Annotated in this window: 17 protein-coding genes; 8 read left to right on the forward strand and 9 right to left on the reverse strand. The window is 54.3% G+C overall.

Going from position 1 to position 22,591, the window contains the following annotated elements; genetic code table 11:
• Positions 1-89 precede the first annotated feature (89 nt).
• The 3 genes from pdxS to pdxR are packed head-to-tail and all read left to right on the forward strand — an operon-like array spanning position 90 to position 3,024.
• The gene (pdxS, locus tag BUB68_RS02650) at positions 90-977 is read left to right on the forward strand and encodes a pyridoxal 5'-phosphate synthase lyase subunit PdxS (RefSeq protein WP_073088253.1); all 888 of its coding nucleotides are present in this window, start codon (positions 90-92) and stop codon (positions 975-977) included.
• Between the two features lie 12 nt (positions 978-989).
• Positions 990-1,571, forward strand: a complete 582-nt coding sequence (gene pdxT, locus BUB68_RS02655) for a pyridoxal 5'-phosphate synthase glutaminase subunit PdxT (protein ID WP_073088254.1) — start codon at positions 990-992, stop codon at positions 1,569-1,571.
• Between the two features lie 19 nt (positions 1,572-1,590).
• Complete coding sequence (gene pdxR / locus BUB68_RS02660) at positions 1,591-3,024, forward strand: MocR-like pyridoxine biosynthesis transcription factor PdxR (RefSeq protein ID WP_073088255.1); 1,434 nt, start codon at positions 1,591-1,593, stop codon at positions 3,022-3,024.
• 104 nt (positions 3,025-3,128) lie between these two features.
• Here the strand turns inward: pdxR and BUB68_RS02665 are convergent, their stop codons facing one another.
• Complete coding sequence (locus BUB68_RS02665; RefSeq protein WP_073088256.1) at positions 3,129-4,481, reverse strand: PTS sugar transporter subunit IIC; 1,353 nt, start codon at positions 4,479-4,481, stop codon at positions 3,129-3,131.
• 333 nt (positions 4,482-4,814) lie between these two features.
• Here BUB68_RS02665 and BUB68_RS02670 point away from each other — a divergent pair, with 333 nt between their 5' ends.
• Positions 4,815-9,293, forward strand: coding sequence for an autotransporter outer membrane beta-barrel domain-containing protein (locus BUB68_RS02670; RefSeq protein ID WP_073088257.1), 4,479 nt, complete (start codon positions 4,815-4,817; stop codon positions 9,291-9,293).
• Positions 9,294-9,393: 100 nt separating this feature from the next.
• On the opposite strand, the gene BUB68_RS15190 is transcribed toward BUB68_RS02670, so the two are convergent.
• The 8 genes from BUB68_RS15190 to BUB68_RS02705 all read right to left on the reverse strand — a co-directional run bounded on the left by BUB68_RS15190 (position 9,394) and on the right by BUB68_RS02705 (position 18,174).
• Positions 9,394-9,558 carry a hypothetical protein gene (locus BUB68_RS15190; RefSeq protein WP_178139452.1) on the reverse strand — a complete coding sequence of 55 codons (165 nt, stop codon included), beginning with the start codon at positions 9,556-9,558 and terminating at the stop codon, positions 9,394-9,396.
• Between the two features lie 81 nt (positions 9,559-9,639).
• Positions 9,640-12,201 (reverse strand): ATP-binding protein, encoded by a 2,562-nt coding sequence (locus BUB68_RS02675; protein WP_073088258.1) that lies wholly within the window; start codon positions 12,199-12,201, stop codon positions 9,640-9,642.
• Complete coding sequence (locus tag BUB68_RS02680; RefSeq protein WP_073088259.1) at positions 12,188-13,303, reverse strand: BMP family ABC transporter substrate-binding protein; 1,116 nt, start codon at positions 13,301-13,303, stop codon at positions 12,188-12,190. Before BUB68_RS02680 ends, BUB68_RS02675 begins: the two co-directional genes overlap by 14 nt.
• Complete coding sequence (locus BUB68_RS02685; protein ID WP_073088260.1) at positions 13,293-14,621, reverse strand: PTS transporter subunit EIIC; 1,329 nt, start codon at positions 14,619-14,621, stop codon at positions 13,293-13,295. Before BUB68_RS02685 ends, BUB68_RS02680 begins: the two co-directional genes overlap by 11 nt.
• A 21-nt stretch (positions 14,622-14,642) precedes the next feature.
• Entirely contained in the window at positions 14,643-15,083 is a 441-nt protein-coding gene (locus BUB68_RS02690; protein ID WP_073088261.1) for a response regulator, read from the reverse strand.
• A 21-nt stretch (positions 15,084-15,104) separates the two neighbouring features.
• Positions 15,105-17,165, reverse strand: coding sequence for a type 2 periplasmic-binding domain-containing protein (locus BUB68_RS02695; RefSeq protein WP_073088262.1), 2,061 nt, complete (start codon positions 17,163-17,165; stop codon positions 15,105-15,107).
• Positions 17,166-17,304: 139 nt separating this feature from the next.
• The gene (locus BUB68_RS02700) at positions 17,305-17,667 is read right to left on the reverse strand and encodes a PTS glucitol/sorbitol transporter subunit IIA (RefSeq protein ID WP_081371826.1); all 363 of its coding nucleotides are present in this window, start codon (positions 17,665-17,667) and stop codon (positions 17,305-17,307) included.
• A gap of 261 nt (positions 17,668-17,928) precedes the next feature.
• A complete protein-coding gene (locus BUB68_RS02705; RefSeq protein ID WP_073088263.1) occupies positions 17,929-18,174 on the reverse strand; it encodes a hypothetical protein in 246 nt (81 codons plus the stop codon).
• 270 nt (positions 18,175-18,444) lie between these two features.
• Between BUB68_RS02705 and mqnE (BUB68_RS02710) the strand changes: the two genes are divergently transcribed.
• The 4 genes from mqnE (BUB68_RS02710) (at position 18,445) to BUB68_RS02725 (ending at position 22,582) form a co-directional block, all read left to right on the forward strand.
• A complete protein-coding gene (mqnE, locus tag BUB68_RS02710; RefSeq protein ID WP_073088264.1) occupies positions 18,445-19,542 on the forward strand; it encodes an aminofutalosine synthase MqnE in 1,098 nt (365 codons plus the stop codon).
• 9 nt (positions 19,543-19,551) lie between these two features.
• Positions 19,552-20,637 carry an aminofutalosine synthase MqnE gene (mqnE, locus tag BUB68_RS02715; RefSeq protein ID WP_073088265.1) on the forward strand — a complete coding sequence of 362 codons (1,086 nt, stop codon included), beginning with the start codon at positions 19,552-19,554 and terminating at the stop codon, positions 20,635-20,637.
• Complete coding sequence (gene mqnC / locus BUB68_RS02720; protein ID WP_073088266.1) at positions 20,637-21,662, forward strand: cyclic dehypoxanthinyl futalosine synthase; 1,026 nt, start codon at positions 20,637-20,639, stop codon at positions 21,660-21,662. Before mqnE (BUB68_RS02715) ends, mqnC begins: the two co-directional genes overlap by 1 nt.
• A 68-nt stretch (positions 21,663-21,730) precedes the next feature.
• Positions 21,731-22,582 (forward strand): MTAP family purine nucleoside phosphorylase, encoded by an 852-nt coding sequence (locus BUB68_RS02725; RefSeq protein ID WP_073088267.1) that lies wholly within the window; start codon positions 21,731-21,733, stop codon positions 22,580-22,582.
• Positions 22,583-22,591 lie beyond the last annotated feature (9 nt).

Genomic DNA, 22,591 nt, shown 5'->3' on the forward strand with positions numbered 1-22,591 from the left:
TTTACAGATATTGGCTATTTTAATATAATCAGATAGAAGCTATGATAAGAACTGTCAACGGAAACCAGGAATCAGAGGAGGCAGTTTGCATGGCTGAGTTAAAAGAAGACAATCGTTATGAACTGAATAAGGAATTGGCCCAGATGCTGAAGGGCGGCGTGATCATGGATGTGACCACGCCGGAGCAGGCGAAGGTGGCTGAGGCGGCAGGTGCCTGTGCGGTGATGGCGCTGGAGCGGATTCCGGCGGATATCCGGGCGGCTGGCGGCGTGGCCCGCATGAGTGACCCCGCGATGATCAAAGGCATCCAGCAGGCAGTGTCCATTCCCGTCATGGCCAAGTGCCGTATCGGTCATTTCGTGGAAGCACAGCTCTTGCAGGCCATTGAGATTGACTATATCGACGAAAGTGAAGTGCTGTCTCCGGCAGATGATGTCTACCATATCAACAAGCGGGAATTTGCGGTGCCTTTTGTCTGCGGGGCACGGGATCTGGGCGAGGCACTGCGGCGCATCAATGAAGGGGCGGCGATGATCCGCACCAAGGGCGAACCGGGAACCGGCGATGTCGTTCAGGCCGTGCGCCATATGCGGGCCATCAACAAGCAGATGACACAGCTGACAGCGCTGCGGGAGGATGAACTCTTTGAAGCGGCCAAGCAGTATCAGGTGCCCTATGAACTCGTGCAGTACGTCCATGCACATGGCAGATTGCCTGTGGTCAACTTTGCGGCAGGCGGCGTAGCTACGCCGGCGGATGCCGCACTGATGATGCAGCTGGGCGCAGATGGCGTCTTCGTGGGTTCCGGGATCTTCAAGTCCGGCAATCCAGCCAAACGGGCGGCGGCTATCGTGGAAGCGGTGACCAATTATCAGGATGCAGAGCGCATCGCAAGGCTCTCGGAAAATCTCGGGGAAGCCATGGTGGGCATCAATGAGGATGAGATCCAGCTGTTGATGGCCGAACGCGGCAAATGAGGAGGGCACAGCATGGCGAAGAAAACAATCGGTGTGCTGGCCCTGCAGGGGGCTTTCCGGGAACATGAGGAAATGCTCATACGACTGGGGGCGGATTATCGGGAAATCCGGCAGGCGGAGGACTTTACGGATGATATTGCCGGGATTATCCTGCCCGGCGGCGAAAGCACCACTCAGCGCAAGCTGCTGCATGCAACGGGGCTGTTTGCTCCTTTGCAGCAGCGGATAGCGGAAGGGCTGCCGGTGTTGGCCACCTGTGCCGGGCTGATCCTTCTGGCACAGAAACTCAGCAATGACAGCGGGGCAGGTCTGGGGACTTTGCCCGTGCTGGTCCGGCGCAATGCTTATGGGCGGCAGCTGGGCAGTTTTGCCAGTACCGCACCGCTCAGGGAGATAGGCGATTTTCCCATGCGCTTTATTCGCGCGCCTTATATCGAACAAGTCCTGCAGGGGGATGTGGAAGTGCTGGGGACTTATCAGGGAAAGATCACGGCGGTGCGTTATCACCACCAATTAGCGATGTCTTTCCATCCGGAACTTACGCAGGATGGAAGGGTTCATCAATTGTTTTTGCAGATGGTCGCAGCGGCCTGAATGGAAGGAGCTGAAATTTTTGCTGACGTATTCCTTTGAACACCGACAGGGGGAATCCCTCTATGAACATCTTTACCGCTGTATCCGGCAGGATATCTTGCAGGGACGGCTTTCCCCGGGGGAAAAGCTGCCCTCCAAGCGGACGCTGGCACGCAATCTGGGCATCAGCGTGATTACCGTGGAGGGGGCCTATAATCAGCTGACGGCGGAGGGGTATTGCGAGTCGCGGCCCCGCCGCGGTTATTTTGTCATGGCCGTACCGCCCCGGAAACTGTCTGTGGCAGACAAAGGAAAACAAGGCAGAAAGCAGGTGCTGTCAGAGGGGGCAGACAGTGTGTCCTGTATTGATCTGACGGCCAATCGTCTGCAGCCCGCAGATTTCCCGTTTGCCCTCTGGTCACGGCTGATGCGGCAGGTGCTTTCCCGGCAGGAGGCGGAACTTTTGGAACGCTCGCCGGGGCAGGGAATCCTGGCTTTGCGGCAGGCGATTGCTGGTCATTTGCAGAGTTTCCGGGGATTGAACGTGGCGCCGGAGCAGATTGTCATCGGCGCGGGCACGGAATATCTTTCCGCCCTGCTGATCCAGTTCTTTGGCCGGGATAAGAGATATGGCCTGGAAAATCCGGGCTATGAGCGCATCCGGAAAATCTATCAGGCCAATGGGGCAGACAGTGCCGCTATTGATTTAGATCTTCAGGGCATCAAGCTGGCCGATTTGCGGGCGGCAGGCGTTGAAATCCTCCATATCAGTCCGTCCCACCATTTTCCCACCGGTATCGTGATGCCGGTCCGCCGGCGTTATGAATTATTGGACTGGGCTGCGGAAAGCGCAGGGCGGTATATCATCGAGGATGATTACGACAGCGAGTTCCGCCTGACCGGGCGTCCCATTCCTACCCTGATGGAAAGCGATGTCCATGAGCGGGTTATCTATATGAACACGTTTTCCAAAAGCCTGACCCCGACTATCCGCATCAGCTATATGGTACTGCCTAGGGCCTTGGTGGTACCATTTCAGGAAAAGATGGGGTGCTATAGCTGCACGGTGGCCAATTTTGAGCAGTATACCCTGGCAAAATTCATTGGCGAAGGCTATTTCGAGAAGCATATCAACCGCATGCGCACCACCTATCGCCGCCGCCGGGAAATGTTTATGGATTTATTGCAGGCGTCGTCTGTGCGGGAATACGTCACATTGATTGAACATGGCTCCGGCCTGCACCTATTGCTGCGGCTGGCGGTGGATATGCCGGACAAGGTCCTGCAGGAAAAACTGCGAGCGGCAGACATACGCATCCGGGCTTTGGGCGAGTATTATGCAGGGGAGGTTCCTGCCCGTGCGGAACATGTCTTTGTGCTGAACTATGCGAATCTGGAAGAAAAGGAAGTCCGGCAGGCGCTGGCAGCTTTTGCGCGATGTTTATCGTCAGACGAGTGCCTTGCTTCTGTCTAAAGGACATTAGGTGCATCTCCTTTCGCAAGGAGATGCTATTATTTTAGTACAATGATTATAATGATAAAAGCCCGGCTGCCATTTGGCAGCCGGACTTTTGCCGGTCAGGCCTGAGCCTGCGGGATGCCATCTTCTTCGGCATCATTATTGTTGTTTTCCGTATCGGCAGCCTGTTCTTCTTTGAGCATGGCTTTGTCCTGCATGCGGACGAAGGGATAGTAGACAATGGTGGACATGATGATAGTCGCTAATTGTACCACAGCGCCCTGCCAGCCATTCAGGAGGAACCCGGCGATAATCGGCGGTGCTGTCCAGGGTACCTGTACAGCGCTGAAGGGCGCCATAAAGCCGACTACGATAGATGCGTAAGTCATGACCAAAGCAATCAGCGGCACCAGCACGAAGGGAATCAAAAGGTACGGGTTGAATACGATGGGCAGACCGAAGATGATGGGTTCGTTGATATTGAAGAAACCGGGCACGGTGGCCAGTTTGGTCAGGGATTTGAGCTGAGAGGATTTTGCGGACAGCCAGCTGGCAATCAGCAGGCCGAAGGTCAGGCCGCAGCCGCCAGTCTTGACCATGAAGTCAACCTGACAGGTGATGATCTTGGCCTCGGGGTTTCCTGCCAGCTGCATGCCCATGTCCAGCAGGTGCTGGTTATCGAGCGAGTTGGCAATGAGAATGGGGCTGACCACGCCGCCGACTACGTTCGGCCCGTGGATGCCGGCCCAGAACAGGACGCTTTCCAAAGCTTCGATGACCGCTCCGCCGACCAAGGTGTCGGAAAGGCCCTGCAACGGCGTCTGGATGATCTTGAAGATGAGTTCCGGCAGCGTCGTGGCACCGGCGTAATGGCAGAGACCATAGAGGATGGAAGCGCCCGTGAAGAGCACCATGCCCGGGGTCAGGGCTTCGAAAGCCTTGGCCACACCGCCGGGAACGGCATCCGGCATCTTGATGCCGATATGGTTCTTCTCGCAGTAGCAGAATACCCAGGAAGCCACAAAGCTTACGAGGATGGCGGTGATCACGCCATTGCTGCCTGCCCAGGCCTTGGGGATGATGTCTGCTACGGTTTCGCCGCCTTTGCTGACAATGGTGGGAGGCAGCAGGATCAGGAAGGTGGACAGGGAGAGGATGGAGGCCATGATGGCATCGCAGCCTTCGGATTCCACGTATTTATAGGTGACGGCTAATACGACAATCAAAGCCAGTACACTGAAGGTGCCGCCGGCTACGGCGTTCAGGGGAGCTGTCCAGTCAGCACCGAAGAGGCTGGCCATGAATTCCGGATAGCCCGGGATGGGCAGGTTGGCCAGCAGCAGGAATACGGAACCTACGACTGTGAAAGGCGTGGTCATGATAAAGCCGTCGCGCAGAGCCGCTACTGCCCGGATTTCAGCAAAGCGTCCCATGAAGTCAACGAATTTATCAAAAAGCTCTTGTTTTGTCATTATCGTTTCCCTCTTTCTCCATAGTTGTTATGATATAAATCATTGCTTGTTGATCTGGTACAACTTTATCATGTAATAGCAGGCGTGGCAATTGTCTTGACAGGCATTTGATACAGTGATTCAGATGGAATAATAAAAAATGCGAAACAGCTGTAACGTTGTTTCGCATTTTTTTATTGAAGGTTATTGAAGGTTATTGAATTTAATTGTGTTATTTTTTCTGGCAAGCAGGAAATAGATGCTTGTCTGTAGAATTTTTCCATAACAATGGTCAGCTATATGACTGGAAGATAAAGTGTTTTTCAGGATTTAGGGAAGAAAGGAGTCTGTTTTATGAGCACAAAGGTTTTTAGGGGGGGTACGCGCTCCGGTGACCAGAGGAAAGTCAGTGCGGCCCTGGCTTTGGCGGTAGCCATTTATCTGTCGGGCGGTTCCCTGGCGCTGGCGGCAGAGACATCGGGTGCATCGGGTTCATCGAGTTCATCGAGTTCATCAGGGACAGGGGCGCAGAAAAATGTCGTGATTTTAAAAGATGCCGATAACAAGGTTACGATAACTGCGATTGCACCGGATGGCGCGACGCTGAACCCGGTGGCGAATACGACGGGGGTAACTTCCCTGACCATCACGGGGGGTACCTGGGACGGTTGGTATGTTATGGGGGGCGGTTATTCCACGGCGGCAGATGTAGATGGCTATTCCCTGACGCTGGATGGCGTGAAGAGCAGCGGCAGCAATATTGCATTTATCACCGGGGGCTGGAGCAGCAATAGTACTGTCAGCAATAATGTGCTTACGCTGCAAGGTGATACTTCCGTGACCGTTACCCAGGGGATAATAGGTGGTTTAGGGCAAAATACGAACAACAATAAGGTCAATATCGCTGGCGGTACCGTCAATGTTTCCCACTACACCACCACTTTATCCGGACTGGTGGGCGGGTTGAGTTATGGTGGCGATGCCAAGGGCAACGGCGTGATGATTTCCGCTGGCAAGGTGGAGAGCAATGCCATTGCCGGTGGCTATGCCCAAGAAGGAACAGGCAATACGGTCAGTGAGAACGCGGCATTCATCACTGGTGGTACGGTAGGCGCTTCTTCGCCCACAGCACTGGTGGGCGGTTTTGCAACTGGTGACAGCACGACCGTACAGGGAAATGATGCTGCGCTTTTCGGCGGCACCCTCACCGGCGGCGTAGTTGGTGGTGCAGCCATGGGGAGCGGTGCGACCGTTACGAATAACACCGCCAAGGTTGCTGGCGGCACGTTTACAGGTGGCAGCAATTCCTACACCGGTTCGTACATTCCCGGCGCCATAGTTGGTGGTGCAGCGTATAATGGTGCCAGCGCCACGGGCAACACGGTGCTGCTGGTGGGCGGCACAATTTCCGGTTATGTCATGGGCGGTGTGGCCAATGCCGCTTCCGGCTCTATTGCTGCTTCTACGGCTTCGGGCAATACCGTGGAGATTTCCGGTACGGCATCAACCCTTGATCTGTCTTCGGCAAGGATTTATGGCAGTGCTATCTATAGCGCGGGCAGTATTTCTACGACAGGTGCAGGTGGGAATAATACGCTGAAATTGGCTTCTCAGGGTGTTTCGGCTTATAACATCCACAATTTCCAGAATATCGTGGTCGACTTTTCCCAGCTTTCGGCTACGCCCATGCTCACGCTGACCATGGGCGAGACACTTCTCGGTGGTGCTGCGTTCACCAAGACAGGAGAGCTGGCTTCCCCTGTCATCGGCGCCACTGGCTTGATCTATCCCGTATTGAAGAATGCGAATGGTATTTCGGGCATGTCTGCGGAATCGGAGAACTGGGTGGCCGCCGGCAGCTATAATTATCGCTTCACTGCTGACAGTAATACCATCAATGCGGAAATCTATAAGCAGGGCAGCAATTCCTCGACGGTGGATGCAGAAGTCACGGGCGATGTATACGGCGGGCGCGCGATGGTAGGGACGAGCAGTTCTGATGCGAACACGCTGGCCATCACGGCGAAAGTGAATGGGAACGCCTACGGAGGTTATAGCCTGGGTGGTGATGCTAAGGGGAATCAGGTTACCATTACGGGCACTACTGTTACAGGCAATGTTTATGGTGGCTACAGCGGCAGCAATGGGGCTACTACGGGAAATGTAATTACCTTGAAGAATGCCACCGTGGGTGGCAGCGTTTATGGCGGCAGTGGCAGCACCTATACAGGCAATCTGCTGAATATTTCCGGTGTGAATACCGTTGCCGGCACAGTAGGTAATTTTGAGACCATCGTACTGGCTGCCGATACGGCCTGGAATCCGGGCAGTACCGTTCTTACGGCAAATAAATTCACCAATATTGGTGCACTGGATATATCCCAGGCGGTAAATCTTCAGGCGGCTGCTGATGCTGGCAGCATGACGCTTCTGGCCTCGGGGACGGCGAATGATTTCGCCTCACTGTCCCTGCGATATTACGATGGCAAGACGGCTCAGCTGACGGCAGATAACCCCAGTCAGATTGTGAAAACCGTGAATAATGGCAATACTGATTTTGGCAATGGAACCGTCTATAGCAGCACTACAAACCATACCGTATCGTTGGATACTGCCAACAGTGCCAAGAATGTTATCTATACCGTTGCCGCAGGCTCTGCGGTCATCAGTCTGGCCAATTGGGACGGCACGGCGGCTGCCGTGACGGGGGTTACAGGCAGCAATATTGCCGTGAATACCGGCAGTTTTGCCATCCCGGCAGCCTCGGAGCAGGTGATTTTGACGGCTTCCACGGACAACTTCTTCGGGGAAGTCACCGGCGAGCGGGCCTATACTTCCGGCGCTTTTTCTACGGATGTGGCCAATGGCGTCAATCTGGCCGGGACGAAATACGGCGGCGTCAAGAAGAGCGACGATGGCAAGGTGCTGACCTACTATGCGGAAACGGCACAGCTGGGGACGGTGAATCTGGCCAACTGGAATGGTACGGATGCCAGCGCTGTGACTGCTGGCTGGAAGGCTGCGGATACCATTGCGGTCAATACCGACAACATGAGCAATCTGCCCCAGGCAAATGCGAATATCCTGACCAAGAACGATACCATGGACTTCACCAATGCGGTGGTCAGCGGGGCAAATGCCTATACCAGTGCCGCCGCATTCAGCGAAAGCGAGCAGGGCGATGGCAAGACCGGCAGCACGACCCTTATGGGGACGAAGACTGGCGGTGTGCGGGTCACGGAGGATAAAGCCGCCCTTGAGTATGTAGCGGAAAAGAGAACGGTCAATACCATTGCCTTGGGGCAGACTGCCTTTGCCGGAGGCAGCACCGTGCTTACCAGAAGTGGTGCCAGCTATGATTACGCGGGTGCCAAGCTGGATAGCAGCAATTTGGCTGTCAGCTTTGACAGCCCGCTGAATGCTGCCGCAGGCGATACCATGACCCTGCTGACGGCGAATGAAACCCTGCCGGAATTCGTTATGCCCCAGAGCTTGCAGGAAAGCAGCTATACCAATGCTGCTTTGGCAGCCGCCAGCGGCATAACGCTGGATGGTACCATCGGCGGCAGCCTTGCCCAGAGCGGCAACAGCATCACCTACACGGTGGCCGCCAATACCGCCACAGGCCTGACCTTTGGCGATGTGGAATGGAAGGATTCCGGGGCAATCCTGGATCACAGCACCACGTTGTCTAATGTCAGCTTTGAAGGGGCCAATGTCAATACGGCCAATATCAAGTTCACCAATCTGGAAGCACAGGAAGCGGAGAAATCCACGATTCTTGTTTCCGGCTTTGGATCCACGGTGGGAACCATCACCGGTGACGAGTATCAGGTGGGCTCCGGTCTCAAGGGCAAGGGCAAGGCATCCCTGGTGGGCAATGACCTGGTTTTCACCACGGAAACCCGTACAGGGGCTACGGAAGCGGCGCACAATACGGTGATGGGAGCCGCGGCTGCTCTCGCCGCCCTGTCCGCAGGCAATGACTTTGTGGGTGCTGCCACGGATGGACTTGGTCTGGCTGCTAACACCGGCAGCGATGGCGTGGCGGTCTATGCCAAAATGGGCGGCGGCACCAGCCGTCAGGAAACGGGCAGCCATGTGGACGCCCATACCTGGAATGCCATTCTGGCAGCAGGGCACAAGAATGAGAAAGACAGCGGTACCATGGAATACGGCGCCTTCTTCGAGTATGGCACCGGCAATTATGCTACCCATAACGGCGCGGAGCGGGGCGACGGCTCCATGCACTACACGGGCGGCGGCTTGCTGACCAAATGGCAGGCACCTGCTGGCCTGTATGTGGAAGGCAGCGTCCGGGGCGGCAGTGTCAAGGATGATGCCAAAAACGTCATGCGGGATGCAGCAGGCAACCCTTACAGCTACAAGACCAGCGCCGGCTATTGGGGGATGCATCTTGGTGTGGGCAAGGAAATCGCTTTGGGCACGGACAGCAGTCTGGATGTCTACGGCAAGTATTTCTTTAACCGCCGTCAGGGTGTGGCCTTCGATGCAGCGGGAAACCACTACGATCTGGATGCCGTAAGCAGCAAGGTGCTGCGTCTGGGCGGCCGCTACACCCTGAAACGGGAACATTGGAACTTCTATGGCGGTCTGGCCTACGAATACGAATTCGGTGGCGAGGCCTCCGGCCGGGTGGATGGTGCTGCGATTCGCAGTGCTGATATCGGCGGTGGCAGCGTCTTCGGCGAAATCGGCGCCAAGCTCCTGCCCACGGATACCAGCCGCTGGGGGCTGGACATCAACCTGACAGGCTTTGCCGGCAAGAAACGCGGCGTCAGCGGCGGCGTGTCCCTGGCATATATGTTCTAACCCAAAGAAGCTGTGAAAAAATCTTCAGCCTCCTCCTATAACGGGGGAGGCTGACTTTTTTCACAGCCTCTTTTTATGTTATGTCAATATTTTTGCTTTTTCAAATGAAGAACGACATTCTGGCAGCAGCTTTATAGCTTTCAGCCAATTTTTTCAGATTTTCCCTGCCGTTGCTGGCCGTTTCGTCATACATACGTCTAGCCGCGCTGTCGCTGATCATATACTTCCAAACCAGTGCCTTGATAATCAATTCTCTTTCCAACATTTTTTCCTTTCATCTTTCCTTTCTTTTACAATGACAGAGTGAAACTATACTCTAAATTTCATGACCTGTCAATAGTTTTTTTTACTCGATGCCAAAGCGCTTTTGTGCTTCGTCAGCCAGTGCTTGGTATAGGCTGATGGCTTCGGGGTGATGCTCCCGGATGTATTGCAGCTGTTGTCCCTGCTCTTCCGCTGGGCCGTCACAGTATGCGTGGCCAGCCATTTCCAAGGCTTTGGCGCATTCGGATAAGTGTATGCCGCCAATGGAGAGGGACGTGGATTTCAAGGCGTGGACATGGGTGGTGTAGTTGGCAATATTGCCGGTTTGCAGGTCGTTTTCCAGCTGATTGACAACGGCTTCCCGGCGGGACACGAACATGGCCAGGAACTTTTTCTGCAGCTCTGTGTTGCCACCGCAGTATTTCAGGGCCGTCGGCAGGTCAATCTGGTATGCTGCTGGTTCTGGTGAGGCATCCGGGAGCGGGGGAGCAGTGGCATCTTTCTCTGCCGCTGCTGGAGCGTTAATCTTTTCCGGTGGCAGATATTTTTGCACCATGCGTTCCAGCGTCTTGCCGTCTACAGGTTTGGACAGGTAATCATGGAAGCCTTTGGCCAGGAACATTTCCTTGACGCCTGCCACAGCGTTGGCAGTCAGGGCGATGAACGGAGACGCCTGGCATTGGCTGGTGGTGAGGGCTTTGGCCCGGGAAAGGGTCTCGAGCCCGTCCATTTCCGGCATCATATGGTCAAGGAAGATGATATCATAATGATTGTTTTGGATCAGCCGCAGGCATTCTTTGCCGCTATGGGCGGTATGGATGTTGATGCGGGTCTTTTCCAGCAGACTTTCTACTACCGTGAGGTTCATATCGTTATCGTCCACCACGAGGATATGCGCCTGGGGGGCGGTGAAGCTTTCGCGATAGTTTTCCTCTTCCTGCAGGGCCGCTTCGACACGGGCGTTGAAATCGCCAATGGGGTCATTTTTTTCGATGGTCTGGGGCAGGCGGATGGTGAAGGTGCTGCCTTGGCCATATACGCTGTCCACGGCAATCGTACCCGCCATCATTTCGGTCAGGCGTACGGTGATGGCCAGACCCAGGCCTGTGCCTTCGATATTGCGGTTCTTTTCCAGATCCAGCCGCTGGAACTTGGAGAAGAGTTTTTCTTTATCTTCTTCCCGGATGCCGATGCCCGTATCTTGGGTGATGAATTCCAGCTCCAGCACATCGCTTTGCATATCCCCGTGTCCATTTACGGTGAAGGTAACGGAGCCTTTGGGGGTATACTTGACCGCATTGTTGAGGATGTTGACCACGACTTGCCGCAGGCGGACTTCATCTCCATAGAGCGCATCGGGGATATTGGGGTCAACCTCCATGTGGAAGGCCAGGCCCTTCTGTCCGGCCTTGTAGCTGACCATGTTGTAGACATCGTTAAGAACCGAGCTGAGACTGTAACGGACAGGCACGATCTCCATATTGCCCGCTTCAATCTTGGAAAAGTCGAGAATATCGTTGATGATGGACAGCAGGGTCTCACCGGCACTTTTGACATTGAAGGCGTATTTTTTGAGCTTACCCGAGGATTCCCGCATGATCATCTCATTCATGCCCAATATGGCGTTGAGAGGGGTGCGGATCTCATGACTCATGTTGGCAAGGAATTCGCTCTTGGCCTGATTGGCCCGCAAGGCCTCGTCCCGGGCTTCACGCAGGGCGGTGCTCTCCTCAGCTGCCACCTGATTGGTGAAGGCGTAGAGGATGAAAACGCAGAAGAGTACGACCAAAAGGCCGAAGACCCAGAGGACGATCAGATGGATGTTGGTAATGCCTGTGACAACGGTGCGCCACTCCCGATAGCCGATGGCGACAAAATTTGTATCGGGGATAGGGGCTGCATAGATTACGTAGCCGTTGCTGATTTCCGGGTCAAAGATAGCGGCTTCATCGCTGTTTTCCAGTTTGTCCAGCAGTTTGTCCACCCCTAAGGGCGCATCTTGCGCAGGTTCGTAAAAATCACTTTGTGGATAGTTTTCGAAGGGCACCATCACCTGCTGGGTATCTTTGTCATAGAGCAGGGCTTTTTCATCATGCCGCTGGGCGCTGAAGTGGAAGGGGGAGCTGCTGTCCTGCAGGCCGCTGCTGGTATGCAGCTTGCAGAGGATATAGCGGATATTCTGTCCTTCGTAAACCGGCACCATGCCCACCAGGCCCAAGCCTTTGTAATAACGCCAGCAGGGTTCTCCCTGCAGGGTGCGGGCGCATTGCAGGCGGGCTTCTCCGGGCAGGGAGACACCCAGGATGCTTTGCCCGTTGATGTCCAGAAGGCCGCCCTGTACACCCTGGCCGTCCATTGCCATGACTCCATCGGCAGGGGTGAGTTTTCCCGCGGTGATCAGGCTGGCCGTTTTGGTCATGCCGGCTATTTCCGCTTGCAGGAGATTGTGGTAGACAATGGAGAGCATATCTCCCTGATGGGTGCTGAATTTTTCCACCTCGCGGTTCAGGGAGTCATTCATCTTGCTCTGCAGGGCGAGGCCAATCACCAGGAGTATGGCGAAGAAGATGAGAAACCTCCCTAAGAGGTGCAGGGTGAAATCCAGCATCCGCTTGTCCGCATTTATGGTATTATCTTGCTTCAATGATTTCCACTCCCTTCACCAGCCAGTCCATTTTTTCCCGCAGGCTGTTATTGGCAATGACGGTTCCTTCCTGACAGCGGATGTTGCCGTCTTTGTCATAGATCTTTCCGGAAAAGACAGGATAGCCCATCAACAGTTCCTGACGGGCCCGCAGAACCAAGGCTTCCTCCTGCGGTGTCAGATCCGGCGAAAGGCGCAGTGTGATGACTTGATCCAGTATGCCCTGCCAGTATACCCGGGAGGCGGATCTCTTGACACTGGTATGGAGCAGTTTCCCATAGACTGCCTGCCAGTCGGTTTCAATGGCGCCGAGACAATGGGGCGGCAGAGTCCTCCCGCTGCCGTGGAAGTCAATATAGTCCAGGCCCAGCGCGGCTGCTTCCTGCGCGGGATGCTGGGAGGCGGCAAAATAGGTTATCACATCGGCACCTGCATGTTTGAGGAGGTAGAGGGCTTTGTTTTCCTTGTCGGTGGAAATCCACTGGCCGGTCCATTGTACCAGGATGCGGGCATCGGGGCGTACTTTCTGTACGCCCAAGGCAAAGGCGTTCAGATCACGGCGGGTTTCCAGTGCGGGGAAAGGGGCCATATAGCCGACAATACCCGTTTGGGAATGGATGCCTGCCAGGATGCCTGCCAGATAGCGGACTTCATAGTAGCGTACGGAATAGTTATACATGCGGTTGGAGACGGTTTCCCCTACGGAATTGGCATAGAAATCCACCTGCGGATATTTCCGGGCAATCATTTCTAAGTTCTGCTGATAGCCGGGATTAGCCAGAAATATTTTTTTGACGCCCTTTTTGACCAGTTTTTCCGTAATCTGGTCCAGACTGCTATCATCGCTTTTTACCCCGTCTTCTATATAGAGATTATACCCGTGTTCATCACAGGTTCGCTGCAGTCCCTGTGCCATATCCCGGGGCCAGCCGGGCGCTTCCCGGGAACTGGCCAGGATCAGGCCGATGGCATCTCTGCGCTCCCAGATGGCCGAACCGAAGTAGTTGATGGAGAGGAAGATGGCCAGGCAGATGAGGGCTGCCTGCAGCAGGGCAAAGGCGATAAAACGCCGCCGCAGGCGTTCATGGCTGTTAAGCTTCATGGGCATTGACCTCCTCCAGCCAGTCATCATCCTGTGTCAGCAGGTTGAAGATGATGACAAATGGTGTATAGATGACAATATCCAGACTGAGCCAGACCAGCTGCAATACGGCTCCCATCACATCGCCGGTAGCCAGCCAGCCCTGCAGGAACACCGGGGCACAGGATTCCACCGTATAGCGGAAGAGTGGCACGATGTCCCAGTGGATCGCCAGATATCCCACGTAGACATTGAGCATGGGGGCCAGCAGATAGGGAATGAGAAGCAGCGGATTCAGTACGATGGGCAGCGCGAAAAGGAAGGGCTCATTGATGGCTGCCAGCAGAGTGGGAAAACAGTAGGAGGACAGTTTCCGTAGTTTTTCCTGGGAGGCAAATACCCAGATGGAAATAGCCAGCCCCAGGAGTGAGACGGAAGTAGCATCAAAAAATTCTGCGGTAAAGACGAAATGCCCGCCGTTCAGTTCGTTGGCCAGCTGGGCAGGGATATAGAAGGCCTCGTTCCAGAAGCAGGTCAGACTGTTGCCGTTGAGGCCCAGCCACCACAGAAAACGACGGACAAATTCATAGCAAACAGCCGCTACAGGGCTTTGGGGGATGTTCTCGCCCATGACGTTTGCCAGTACCGCCGGCAGTGAGAGGGCGGATTCTTCTATGGACATCCAGCTGAGGGCGGCCATAAGCGAAGCAAGCAGGGTAAAGGTCAGTGGCAGCAGGAATCTCAGCGTGACAGCCATTTCTTTAGGCAGCCCGGGGATGACGGTCAGTTGCAGCCTGGGCAGGCGGGAAAGGTAACTGAAGAGCAGGGTGCTGAAGGTGGAGATCAGCAAGGCCAGAAAGAAGCCGCGCACGCTGAAATAGAGCGTCAGTTCATGGGCGTTGCCCGGAAAGGCCGTGATCAAAAACAGATAGGATGAGACGGTGCAGATCAGTGCGAGGATTTTTTCCCCTTGCCACAGTGCGGCCAATTTCAGCGTCAGCACCAGAGCAAAAAGCAGGGACGCCAGGATATTGGTGACCTCCAGATAATTTTTGAGGCGGTTGCACTCGGCAAAAAAGGCTGATTCTCGATAAGCCTGATCGTGGAGTCCTCCGGTGAGCAGGCTGCCCAGTCCCAGTCCGTCGGCTCCCAGCAGGGGACCATTGGGATTGCAGAGGAGAAAGCCGATCATATGGAGCAGTGTCAGGACGATGATTACAGGCATCAGCAGGCAGAAGGTGTCGCGGATAGCCCGCAGGTAAGAGATTTTGCGCAGCCGGTGGCTTATGGGGATGATCAGGCTGTCCAGAATGCCGCCCCACTGAAGATGCTTGCCCATAGCCTGCTCCTTTCTCGGTGGTTATAACCCTAAATTATCCAGAGATTTGAAGATGTCGTTGATTTCCGGATCTTCGATGGGCGGGAAAATCTGTTTTTCCACCCGGGCAATCAGGTCTTCCGGAACAAAGGGTTTTTTCACATAGTCCGCTATTTTCAGTTGGCTGGCTTTGATGATGGTGTTTTTATCCGCAGCTGCGGTCAGGAAGATCACCTTCAGGTCCTGATAGCGCAGATTTTTCCGAATGGTAGCCAGCGTTTGCAGGCCATCCATGCCGGGCATGGCGATATCCAAAAGGATCAGGTCGATGGCTCCCTGTCTTTTTTGCAAAATGTCCAGACAGCCGGAACCACTTTCGGTGGTAAGGATTTCGGCCCGCACTTTCATTTCCAGAATGCTTTTGGCCATGGTCAGATTCATTGCATCGTCATCGACGATTAAAATAACGGGCAGCTTATTCATAAATATCCTCCTCAATTCATGCTAATCTTGGGACAGGGATTTTTCCAATTGGGCATCCCATAGTTTGGCTTTGGCTCCTTTTGCTTTGGCGGCCTGGCAGGCTAAGGCGGCTTTTTCTGCTGTTGTGGCGAGGTTCTGACCTGCCAGAGGGCAAAGGCCGGCTTGCCATTGTCCGTCTCCCGGCTGTTCGGAATCCGTGATGAATTCGGCGGCAAAGTTCAGGATCTGCTGGCTGTTGGCTGCCGTACACAGGCAAAGCAGTTCGCCTGTGATGGCTCCTGCCACGGTTATCTGTACCCAGTCTTTGCTGTTCAAGTCCCGGGCGGCTGCTTGCAGCGATTCCGTCCATTGCGCGCGGCTGTGATTGTTTTCCTGCGGGCAGCTTATGGACAGGGCCATCAGGTAAGAGGGATGGTCTTTGTCATTTGATTGCTGCCGGGCTTGGATATTGTGTTCCAGGTAACGCATATTGGGGATCTGCAGCTGCGCATCGGTACAGGCAAGCTTTTCCATCTTCGCCAATTGCCTGTTGTAGGTGCGGGAGCGGTAATAGAACAACCCGATGATGGTACCCATGACCATCATGATCAATAGTGCGGTCTGCAATGGATAGTGGTAGAGCAGGTAGCGCGGGCTGAAGCGGATGCTCTCTTGGGCGCCGTGGGTCAGGGCATCGGTCAGCAGGCGGGGCGGCAGATGGTTGATTTCCTTGTTGATGATCTGCCAGAGCCGTAAGTCGGCATTCTTGGAAACTCCAATGCTGATCGTGCTGGAGAATATCTGCTCAGTCCCTGCGGAAAGATTGTAGGCGGAGGTCGCCTCCAGCAGATACGGGACGGCTGCCCGCGGCAGGTAGGTGATGTCAGCCAGATTGTTGCTGACAGCCTGGCAGCATTCCGTCCAGTTTGGGAAATAGATGATCTGTTCTTCGGGGTATTGCGCTTTTACAAAAGTGGTGGTCTCATACAGGCCGGCGATTGCAGCTACTCTGGGCTTTTCCGGCAGGTCTGCGCCGTGGCGGGTGATGGGCACAAAACCGATATCCAGATAGGATTGGGTGGGAATCAGCCCGAGTCCATCCAGCCAGCTGAAATCACTGGGGACATCCGCTACCAGATCGACGGTGCCGCGGGTGATCAGCCGCTGGATTTCGGCGGGAGTGGACGTCTCGACGATTTCAATCTGCACATGCAGGTCTTTTTCCAGCTGTTCCATCAGCGCTTTTGTGGCACCGCACCAGCCAGCGTTCTCGTTCTGGTAGAAATATGGCTTTTCCTGAATCAATACGGCCACGCGCAGTGTCGGTTTTGTCTGCAGGTAAGCGGTCTCTGCCGGAGAAAGTACCAGTGGGAAGCCTTTGGATCGCTCATATTTGTCATTGAGGCGGTTGCGGATATTGGGCTGGTTGAGCAGCAGTTCATCCATGGCGGCATTGACTCTGCGGAACAGTTCCGGGCGTCCCTGCTTCAGGAGCAGGCGATAGCTTACGCGGTCAAAGAGGGCCAGGACCCGTTCTTCCTTATCGGGGTGCAGCAATGGCTGTATATACCCGTCAAGGGCGCGGCTGGCAAATTCTTTTTTCATCTCAGCCGGGTCATGGAAGGTGACGAGTTCATAATGGAAGCCGTGCTCCTGTGCAATCTGAGGCAGGCTGGGAATCGGATAGTTATAGTCGAGGGTGCCGATCTTTACCTGCCCGCCGGAAAAATCGTCCTGCACCACGAGTTCCATCGGAAAGCGGGCGATGACATGGTCGGTGCGCTGGGCGAAGGGCAAGGTCTTGTAATTGCCAGGCATGGCGGGCAGCAGGTCGATCTCCCCCGTATTCAATTTATCGCCGGCTTCCCACCAGTTGATGCAGGGCACATAGATGAATTTTGCCCCTAAGAAACCAGACAGGAATTCCATGTATTCATAGCCGTTGCCTTGCATATGTCCGGGGCGGTTTTCTTCGAGGAAGCCCGTTCCCGGCACATAGCCGACTTTCAATTCTTCCATGGCAAAACTGCGTGCCGGCAGCAAGGCCAGCAGCAAGAAAAACAGCAGAACATAAAGTGCCTTTGTCCGCAGCGAAGTCTCCATGCTCCCGCCTCCATATTCGCTATACAAATCAAAATTATCCGATAACACAAGCTAGGAGTTATCTTCGCCTTGAAGTGCCTATAATCCTGCCAGGCATAAAGAAAAAGCCCTCCCCAAAGGGAGGGCTCACAGCCGGGTTTTATTTTTTCGTGATGGTAATGTGTGCCCCTACAGTCAGGACTGGCAGGGACGGGCCTTTGACGATGATCTGGCCGGGCATGGAGCCTTCGGCGTTGAATACCAGCGTGCAGTGGCCTTCTTCGCGCAGGTTGTCGTTCACGGCGTCACCAACTTTTTCGATGGTGTATTTGATGCCGCCCATCAGCAGCTTGTCACCTTTCTTGATATCTTCTTCCAGCTTGCCGGGAGTGTGCTCAAGCACCATATCGGAAAGATTGGGCCGGATACCTTCATCCAACAGGATTGCACTGTTGTTGTTGGTCAGAAAGGTTCTGGCCAGATTGCCGATGGCCGTGATTGCTACGTCGTACTTAATGTCCATGCTGTTCATTCCTCCTAGATACACATTGCCTTCTTCTTACATTCATTCCTTGCTCATTATGAGTTAAACTCTATTATATCATATTTAGACGCGAAAAAACCAAGACATTTGTCTTATTCGGCATTTTTTTAGAGAAAAGCATAGCAAAAAGGACATGCTGTGGGGGCATGTCCTTTTTTGAGATTAGAGAATTAGAGAATTCAGGAATCGAATGTATGTTAATTCTTCTTTTAGGGAAGAGAAGAATTATCGTGGTAGCCGTCAGGTATTCTTGGCAATCACAGCACCGACTACTGCGCCAACGATAGCAGCAGTGTTGCGGTCACCTTCGGAATATTTCTTCGGGTGATATCTGTGGTGCTTGTTAGCAAGCTCCTGCACTTCATAATCATGGCCCGTATGGAAGGGGCTGGCTTCTGCTGCACTTGCCATGATCCCGCCAATCCCCAGGCTTACGAATCCGGCAAGGGCGATAGCAGTCATCTTAACATTTTTTTTGCTAAGCATGTTGCATCTCTCCTTTGCTTCAACCTTTCAGTTGTTAAATCTTGACTACATGGATAATTATAAAAAGCGAAGATTAGAATACAAGAAGATTAAGATTAAATTTTCATTAAAAAATTGCAGTGGTCCCAATTCTTGCGCCTGCCTGGCAGCAAGATCCGGACAAATGCGTTAGGACTGACGTCGAAACGCTAAGCTGAAATTTTGTCTATCGACAAAATCTGAACAATGGCGTTATAATAATATGATATGATTTATTAGTTGGAGGACGAAATGTTAGCTTCGGAAGAATATCGGGATATAGAAGAGAAAATTCAGCGGGGAGAGCGGCTCACGCGGGAAGATGGGGTGCGTCTCTTTCATTGCAGCGATATCGCCTGGCTGGGAGCTATGGCCGACATGGTGCGGAAGCGTAAATGCGGGGATATCGTCTATTATAATGTGAATTGTCATGTGAATCTGACCAATATCTGTACGTCCCATTGTAAATTCTGTGCTTTTGGCCGGGATTGCAATGAGAAGGGCGCCTATGAAATGACGAAGGAACAGGCGCTGGCCTTGGTGGCTGAAGCCATGCACGATCCGAACCTTGCAGGGCTGCATGTGGTCAGCGGGCTTCATCCGACCTGGAGCTTTGACCATTATCTGGGGATTGTCAAAGCCATCCACGAAACGTATCCGCAGCTCTATATGAAAGGGTTCACGGGTGTGGAAATCACGCATTTTGCGCAGATTTCTGGCCTGTCTGTGGAGGAAGTGCTGATCCGCCTGCGGGATGAAGGCGGTCTGCAGGCCATTGCAGGCGGCGGTGCCGAAATCCTGGCTGACCGGGTGCGGGACGAACTGTGCCCCAATAAGGCTACGGCTGATGAATGGCTGGAAGTGGCACGCACCGCCCATAAGCTGGGCATCAAGTCCAATGCCAGCATGCTTTATGGACATATCGAAACGCTGGAGGAACGCGTGGATCATCTCCTGCGCCTGCGGGATCTGCAGGACGAGACCGGTGGTTTCCAGACCTTCATCTGCTTCCCGTTCCTGCCCAAGAACACGGAACTGGGGCAGAGTGTCAAACAGACTTCCGTTTGGGATGATCTGCGCACCATGGCCATTTCCCGTCTGATGCTGGATAACTTCACCAATATCAAGGCTTACTGGGTGATGCTGACGGTGCCTGTGGCGCAGGTGGCACTGGGCTTTGGCGCCAACGATATTGATGGGACGGTGCACAAGGAGACGATACTCCATGATGCGGGCGCGACGAGTCCAACGGCTTTGTCGGAAGACAATATCATCCGCATCATCCGGGAGGCGGGCCGGATTCCGGCAGCCTGTGACTGTAACTTCAATATCCTGCGGACATTTGATTGAGGAGGGCGTATGGATAAGACAAAAATGGCGCGGGCAAAGGTGGAGGCTGGTGAAAGGCTGACACTGGCAGATGCTCTGGCGCTCTATCAGGATAATGACCTGCTCTTCCTGGCCCGATATGCCCGCCGTATGAAGGAGCAGAAAAGCGGCAAGAAGGTTTTTTACACCGTGAACCGCCATATCAATCTCACCAATATCTGCAGTGCCAACTGCCCGCTATGTGCCTTTCAGGTAAAGGAGGGGGACAAGCGGGGCTTTGTGCTGGAAACGGATGACGTGGCCAGGATCCTGTCTGGGGCCAAAGAACTGAAGAACCTTTCAGAAATCCATATTGTCAGCGCTCTGCATCCGGACAAAGATTTTGCTTACTATAAGGATATCGTCAGGCAGGTGCGGGCAGCGTTGCCGGAGGCGGATGTCAAGGCCTTCACCCCGGTGGAAATCGTCAATTTTGCCAAGATCAGCGGCAAGAGCATCCTGGAAGTGCTGACCGAGCTCAAGGAGGCTGGGCTTGACAGCCTGCCTGGCGGCGGCGCGGAAATCCTCTCTGACCGGGTGCGGGAAATCATCTGCCCGAAAAAGGCCACGACAGCGGAATGGCTGGAAGTGATGCGCACTGCCCATAAGCTGGGCATCCGCACGAATGCTTCCATCATGTATGGTCATGTGGAAACCATCGAGGAGCGTCTGCAGCACCTATTCACTCTGCGGGACTTGCAGGATGAGACAAATGGTTTTCAGGCCTTCATGTTGTTCCCATTCCATCCTGAGCATACGGAGCTGGGCGAAGAACGCGGCCTCAAGCGCGCAGGCTCCTGGGAGGATATGAAGATGCTGGCCCTGTCCCGCCTGATCCTCGATAATTTCGACCACATCAAGGCTTTCTGGATCATGCTGACCATGCCCATTGCGCAGCTGGCCCTGGGCTTTGGTGCCGATGACCTGGATGGTACGATCGGCGAGGAAAAGATCATCCATGCGGCCGGCGCTAAGACTAATACGGGCATTACCCGTGCGGATTTGGAGAAATTCATCCGGGAAACGGGCTATGAACCGGTACAACGGGATACTTTCTATCGGGAGGTGCAGGATTGATGCGGCTTAGTGAAGAACAGGGTATAGAGCTGCTCACCAGCGGCGACCCCATCGAGCTGGGCATACAGGCGGATGCTGCCCGGAGAAAGCTCTTTGACGATACGGTGACATTCATCGTGGACCGCAATATCAACTATACGAACGTATGCAAGAATGAATGCAGGTTCTGTGCATTCTTCCGGCGCAAGGAGTCCAAGGATGCCTATCTGCTGACCAACGAGGAGATACTGGCCAAAGTCGGTGAGACCGTGGCGGCAGGCGGCACACAGGTCATGATCCAGGGGGGGCTTTACCCGGATCTGGGGCTGGATTATTACGAAAATATGCTGCGCAGCATCAAGGACAAATATCCCCAGATCACCATCCATTCCTTTACGGCTACGGAAATCCAGTATTTTGCCCAGCAGGCAGGGCTGTCCATCCTGGATACGCTGAAACGCCTGCAGGAAGCGGGCCTCGACAGCCTGCCCGGCGGCGGGGCAGAAATCCTCGTGGATGAAGTGCGTAAGCGCGTCAGCCCCAAGAAAATCATGACGGAGGACTGGCTCCATGTCATGGAATGCGCCCATAGCATCGGCATGGAAAGCACGGCCACCATGGTCATCGGTTTTGGCGAGACCATGGCACAAAGGATCGAGCATATGGAAAAAATCCGTCGACTGCAGGACAAGACCGGCGGCTTCCGGGCCTTCATCACCTGGACTTTCCAGCCCGGCAATACGGAATTGGGCGGCGAAAAGACCAGCGGTTGGGATTATATGAAGACGCTGGCTGTCACCCGTCTCTACATGGACAATGTCAAACACATCCAGGGTTCCTGGGTAACCCAGGGCGAGCGTATCGGCCAGCTGACTCTGGGCTTCGGCGCTGACGACCTTGGCAGCATCATGCTGGAGGAAAACGTAGTGCGGGCCGCCGGCACCCAGTATGAAATGTCCATCCAGAAAATGGTGGATATGATAAAAGGCGCAGGCAAACAGCCCGCCCAACGTGATACAGAATATAATGTTATAAAACGGTATTAAAAGCTGCCCCTTTCAGGGGGAAGTGGGCCTCCAAGGCCCGAAAGGGGCGACATAAATGAGGTGTATATATGAGTGAAAATAAGATTCCCGCCGCCAGTTACGCTGTCGTAGGCGGTTCGGGCACATTATCCAGCAACTTCCCGGCCAACGTGCCGGATGAGGATGTGGAGATCCTCGCAGATAATCTGCGATTTGATACGCCTTATGGCACGAGCCCTGCCATGCGTCTGTTCCGCGTAGGGGAAAAGCATGTGCTTACCGTGAAGATGCATGGCTGGCGCAGCGGTGTCACGCGAGCGGATGCGTCCCGGCAGGTATTCTGGGTGTTCCGGGAAGCCGGTGTCAAGCGCATCATCTCCGAAGGCGGTGTAGGCACGGTCAACAAACTGTTGGATCTGCGGGATTTCATCATTCCCGACGATTATCTCGATTTATCCGTGCGCAAGGATGTTATGCTCGATGGCCGCTATCTGTTGGTCATGAGAGACGCCCTGTGCCCGGAAATGCGCAAGGCCCTGATTGCGGCCACGAAAAAGCGCTTCGATGGCCGTGTATTTACCCGCGGAACCTATGCCGTGACCGATGGCCGGCATTTTGAAAGCCCGGCGGAGGTGGCCATGATGAACGGCCATGCCGACATTGTCGGACAGAGTATCTGCCCGGAAGTCTATCTGGCCCGGGAAATCGGTGCCTGCTATGCGGGGCTGTACTTCACGGTGAATTATGGTGAGGGCATCAAGGAAAAATGGTCCCATCAGGACATGGCGGATATCTTCTATGATGATGCTCCCATGATCGGTGAAATCATCCTCGAAACCATCCGTAATGTGGATGCAGACGAGCGCGCTTGCGAATGCCTGTCCCTGCGCAAGGAAACCCTGCTCAAGGACGTCTATAACGAGGTTTCCGCCAAGGGCTGAAACGCTTTG

Origin of the sequence: Pseudoselenomonas ruminantium (assembly GCF_900142515.1) — a bacterium.
Lineage (GTDB): Bacteria > Bacillota > Negativicutes > Selenomonadales > Selenomonadaceae > Selenomonas_A > Selenomonas_A ruminantium_D.

Excerpts from the sequence above, each read along its gene's own strand:
- BUB68_RS02685 (WP_073088260.1), bottom strand. The coding sequence starts at position 14,621 with ATGGGCAAGCATCTTCAGTGGGGCGGCATTCTGGACAGCCTGATCATC.
- BUB68_RS02705 (WP_073088263.1), bottom strand. The coding sequence starts at position 18,174 with ATGCTTAGCAAAAAAAATGTTAAGATGACTGCTATCGCCCTTGCCGGA.
- BUB68_RS02695 (WP_073088262.1), bottom strand. The coding sequence starts at position 17,165 with ATGGAGACTTCGCTGCGGACAAAGGCACTTTATGTTCTGCTGTTTTTC.
- BUB68_RS02670 (WP_073088257.1), top strand. The coding sequence starts at position 4,815 with ATGAGCACAAAGGTTTTTAGGGGGGGTACGCGCTCCGGTGACCAGAGG.
- mqnE (WP_073088265.1), top strand. The coding sequence starts at position 19,552 with ATGGATAAGACAAAAATGGCGCGGGCAAAGGTGGAGGCTGGTGAAAGG.
- BUB68_RS02665 (WP_073088256.1), bottom strand. The coding sequence starts at position 4,481 with ATGACAAAACAAGAGCTTTTTGATAAATTCGTTGACTTCATGGGACGC.
- BUB68_RS02680 (WP_073088259.1), bottom strand. The coding sequence starts at position 13,303 with ATGAAGCTTAACAGCCATGAACGCCTGCGGCGGCGTTTTATCGCCTTT.
- mqnE (WP_073088264.1), top strand. The coding sequence starts at position 18,445 with ATGTTAGCTTCGGAAGAATATCGGGATATAGAAGAGAAAATTCAGCGG.
- mqnC (WP_073088266.1), top strand. The coding sequence starts at position 20,637 with ATGCGGCTTAGTGAAGAACAGGGTATAGAGCTGCTCACCAGCGGCGAC.
- pdxS (WP_073088253.1), top strand. The coding sequence starts at position 90 with ATGGCTGAGTTAAAAGAAGACAATCGTTATGAACTGAATAAGGAATTG.
- BUB68_RS02690 (WP_073088261.1), bottom strand. The coding sequence starts at position 15,083 with ATGAATAAGCTGCCCGTTATTTTAATCGTCGATGACGATGCAATGAAT.
- BUB68_RS02725 (WP_073088267.1), top strand. The coding sequence starts at position 21,731 with ATGAGTGAAAATAAGATTCCCGCCGCCAGTTACGCTGTCGTAGGCGGT.
- BUB68_RS15190 (WP_178139452.1), bottom strand. The coding sequence starts at position 9,558 with ATGTTGGAAAGAGAATTGATTATCAAGGCACTGGTTTGGAAGTATATG.
- BUB68_RS02700 (WP_081371826.1), bottom strand. The coding sequence starts at position 17,667 with ATGGACATTAAGTACGACGTAGCAATCACGGCCATCGGCAATCTGGCC.
- pdxT (WP_073088254.1), top strand. The coding sequence starts at position 990 with ATGGCGAAGAAAACAATCGGTGTGCTGGCCCTGCAGGGGGCTTTCCGG.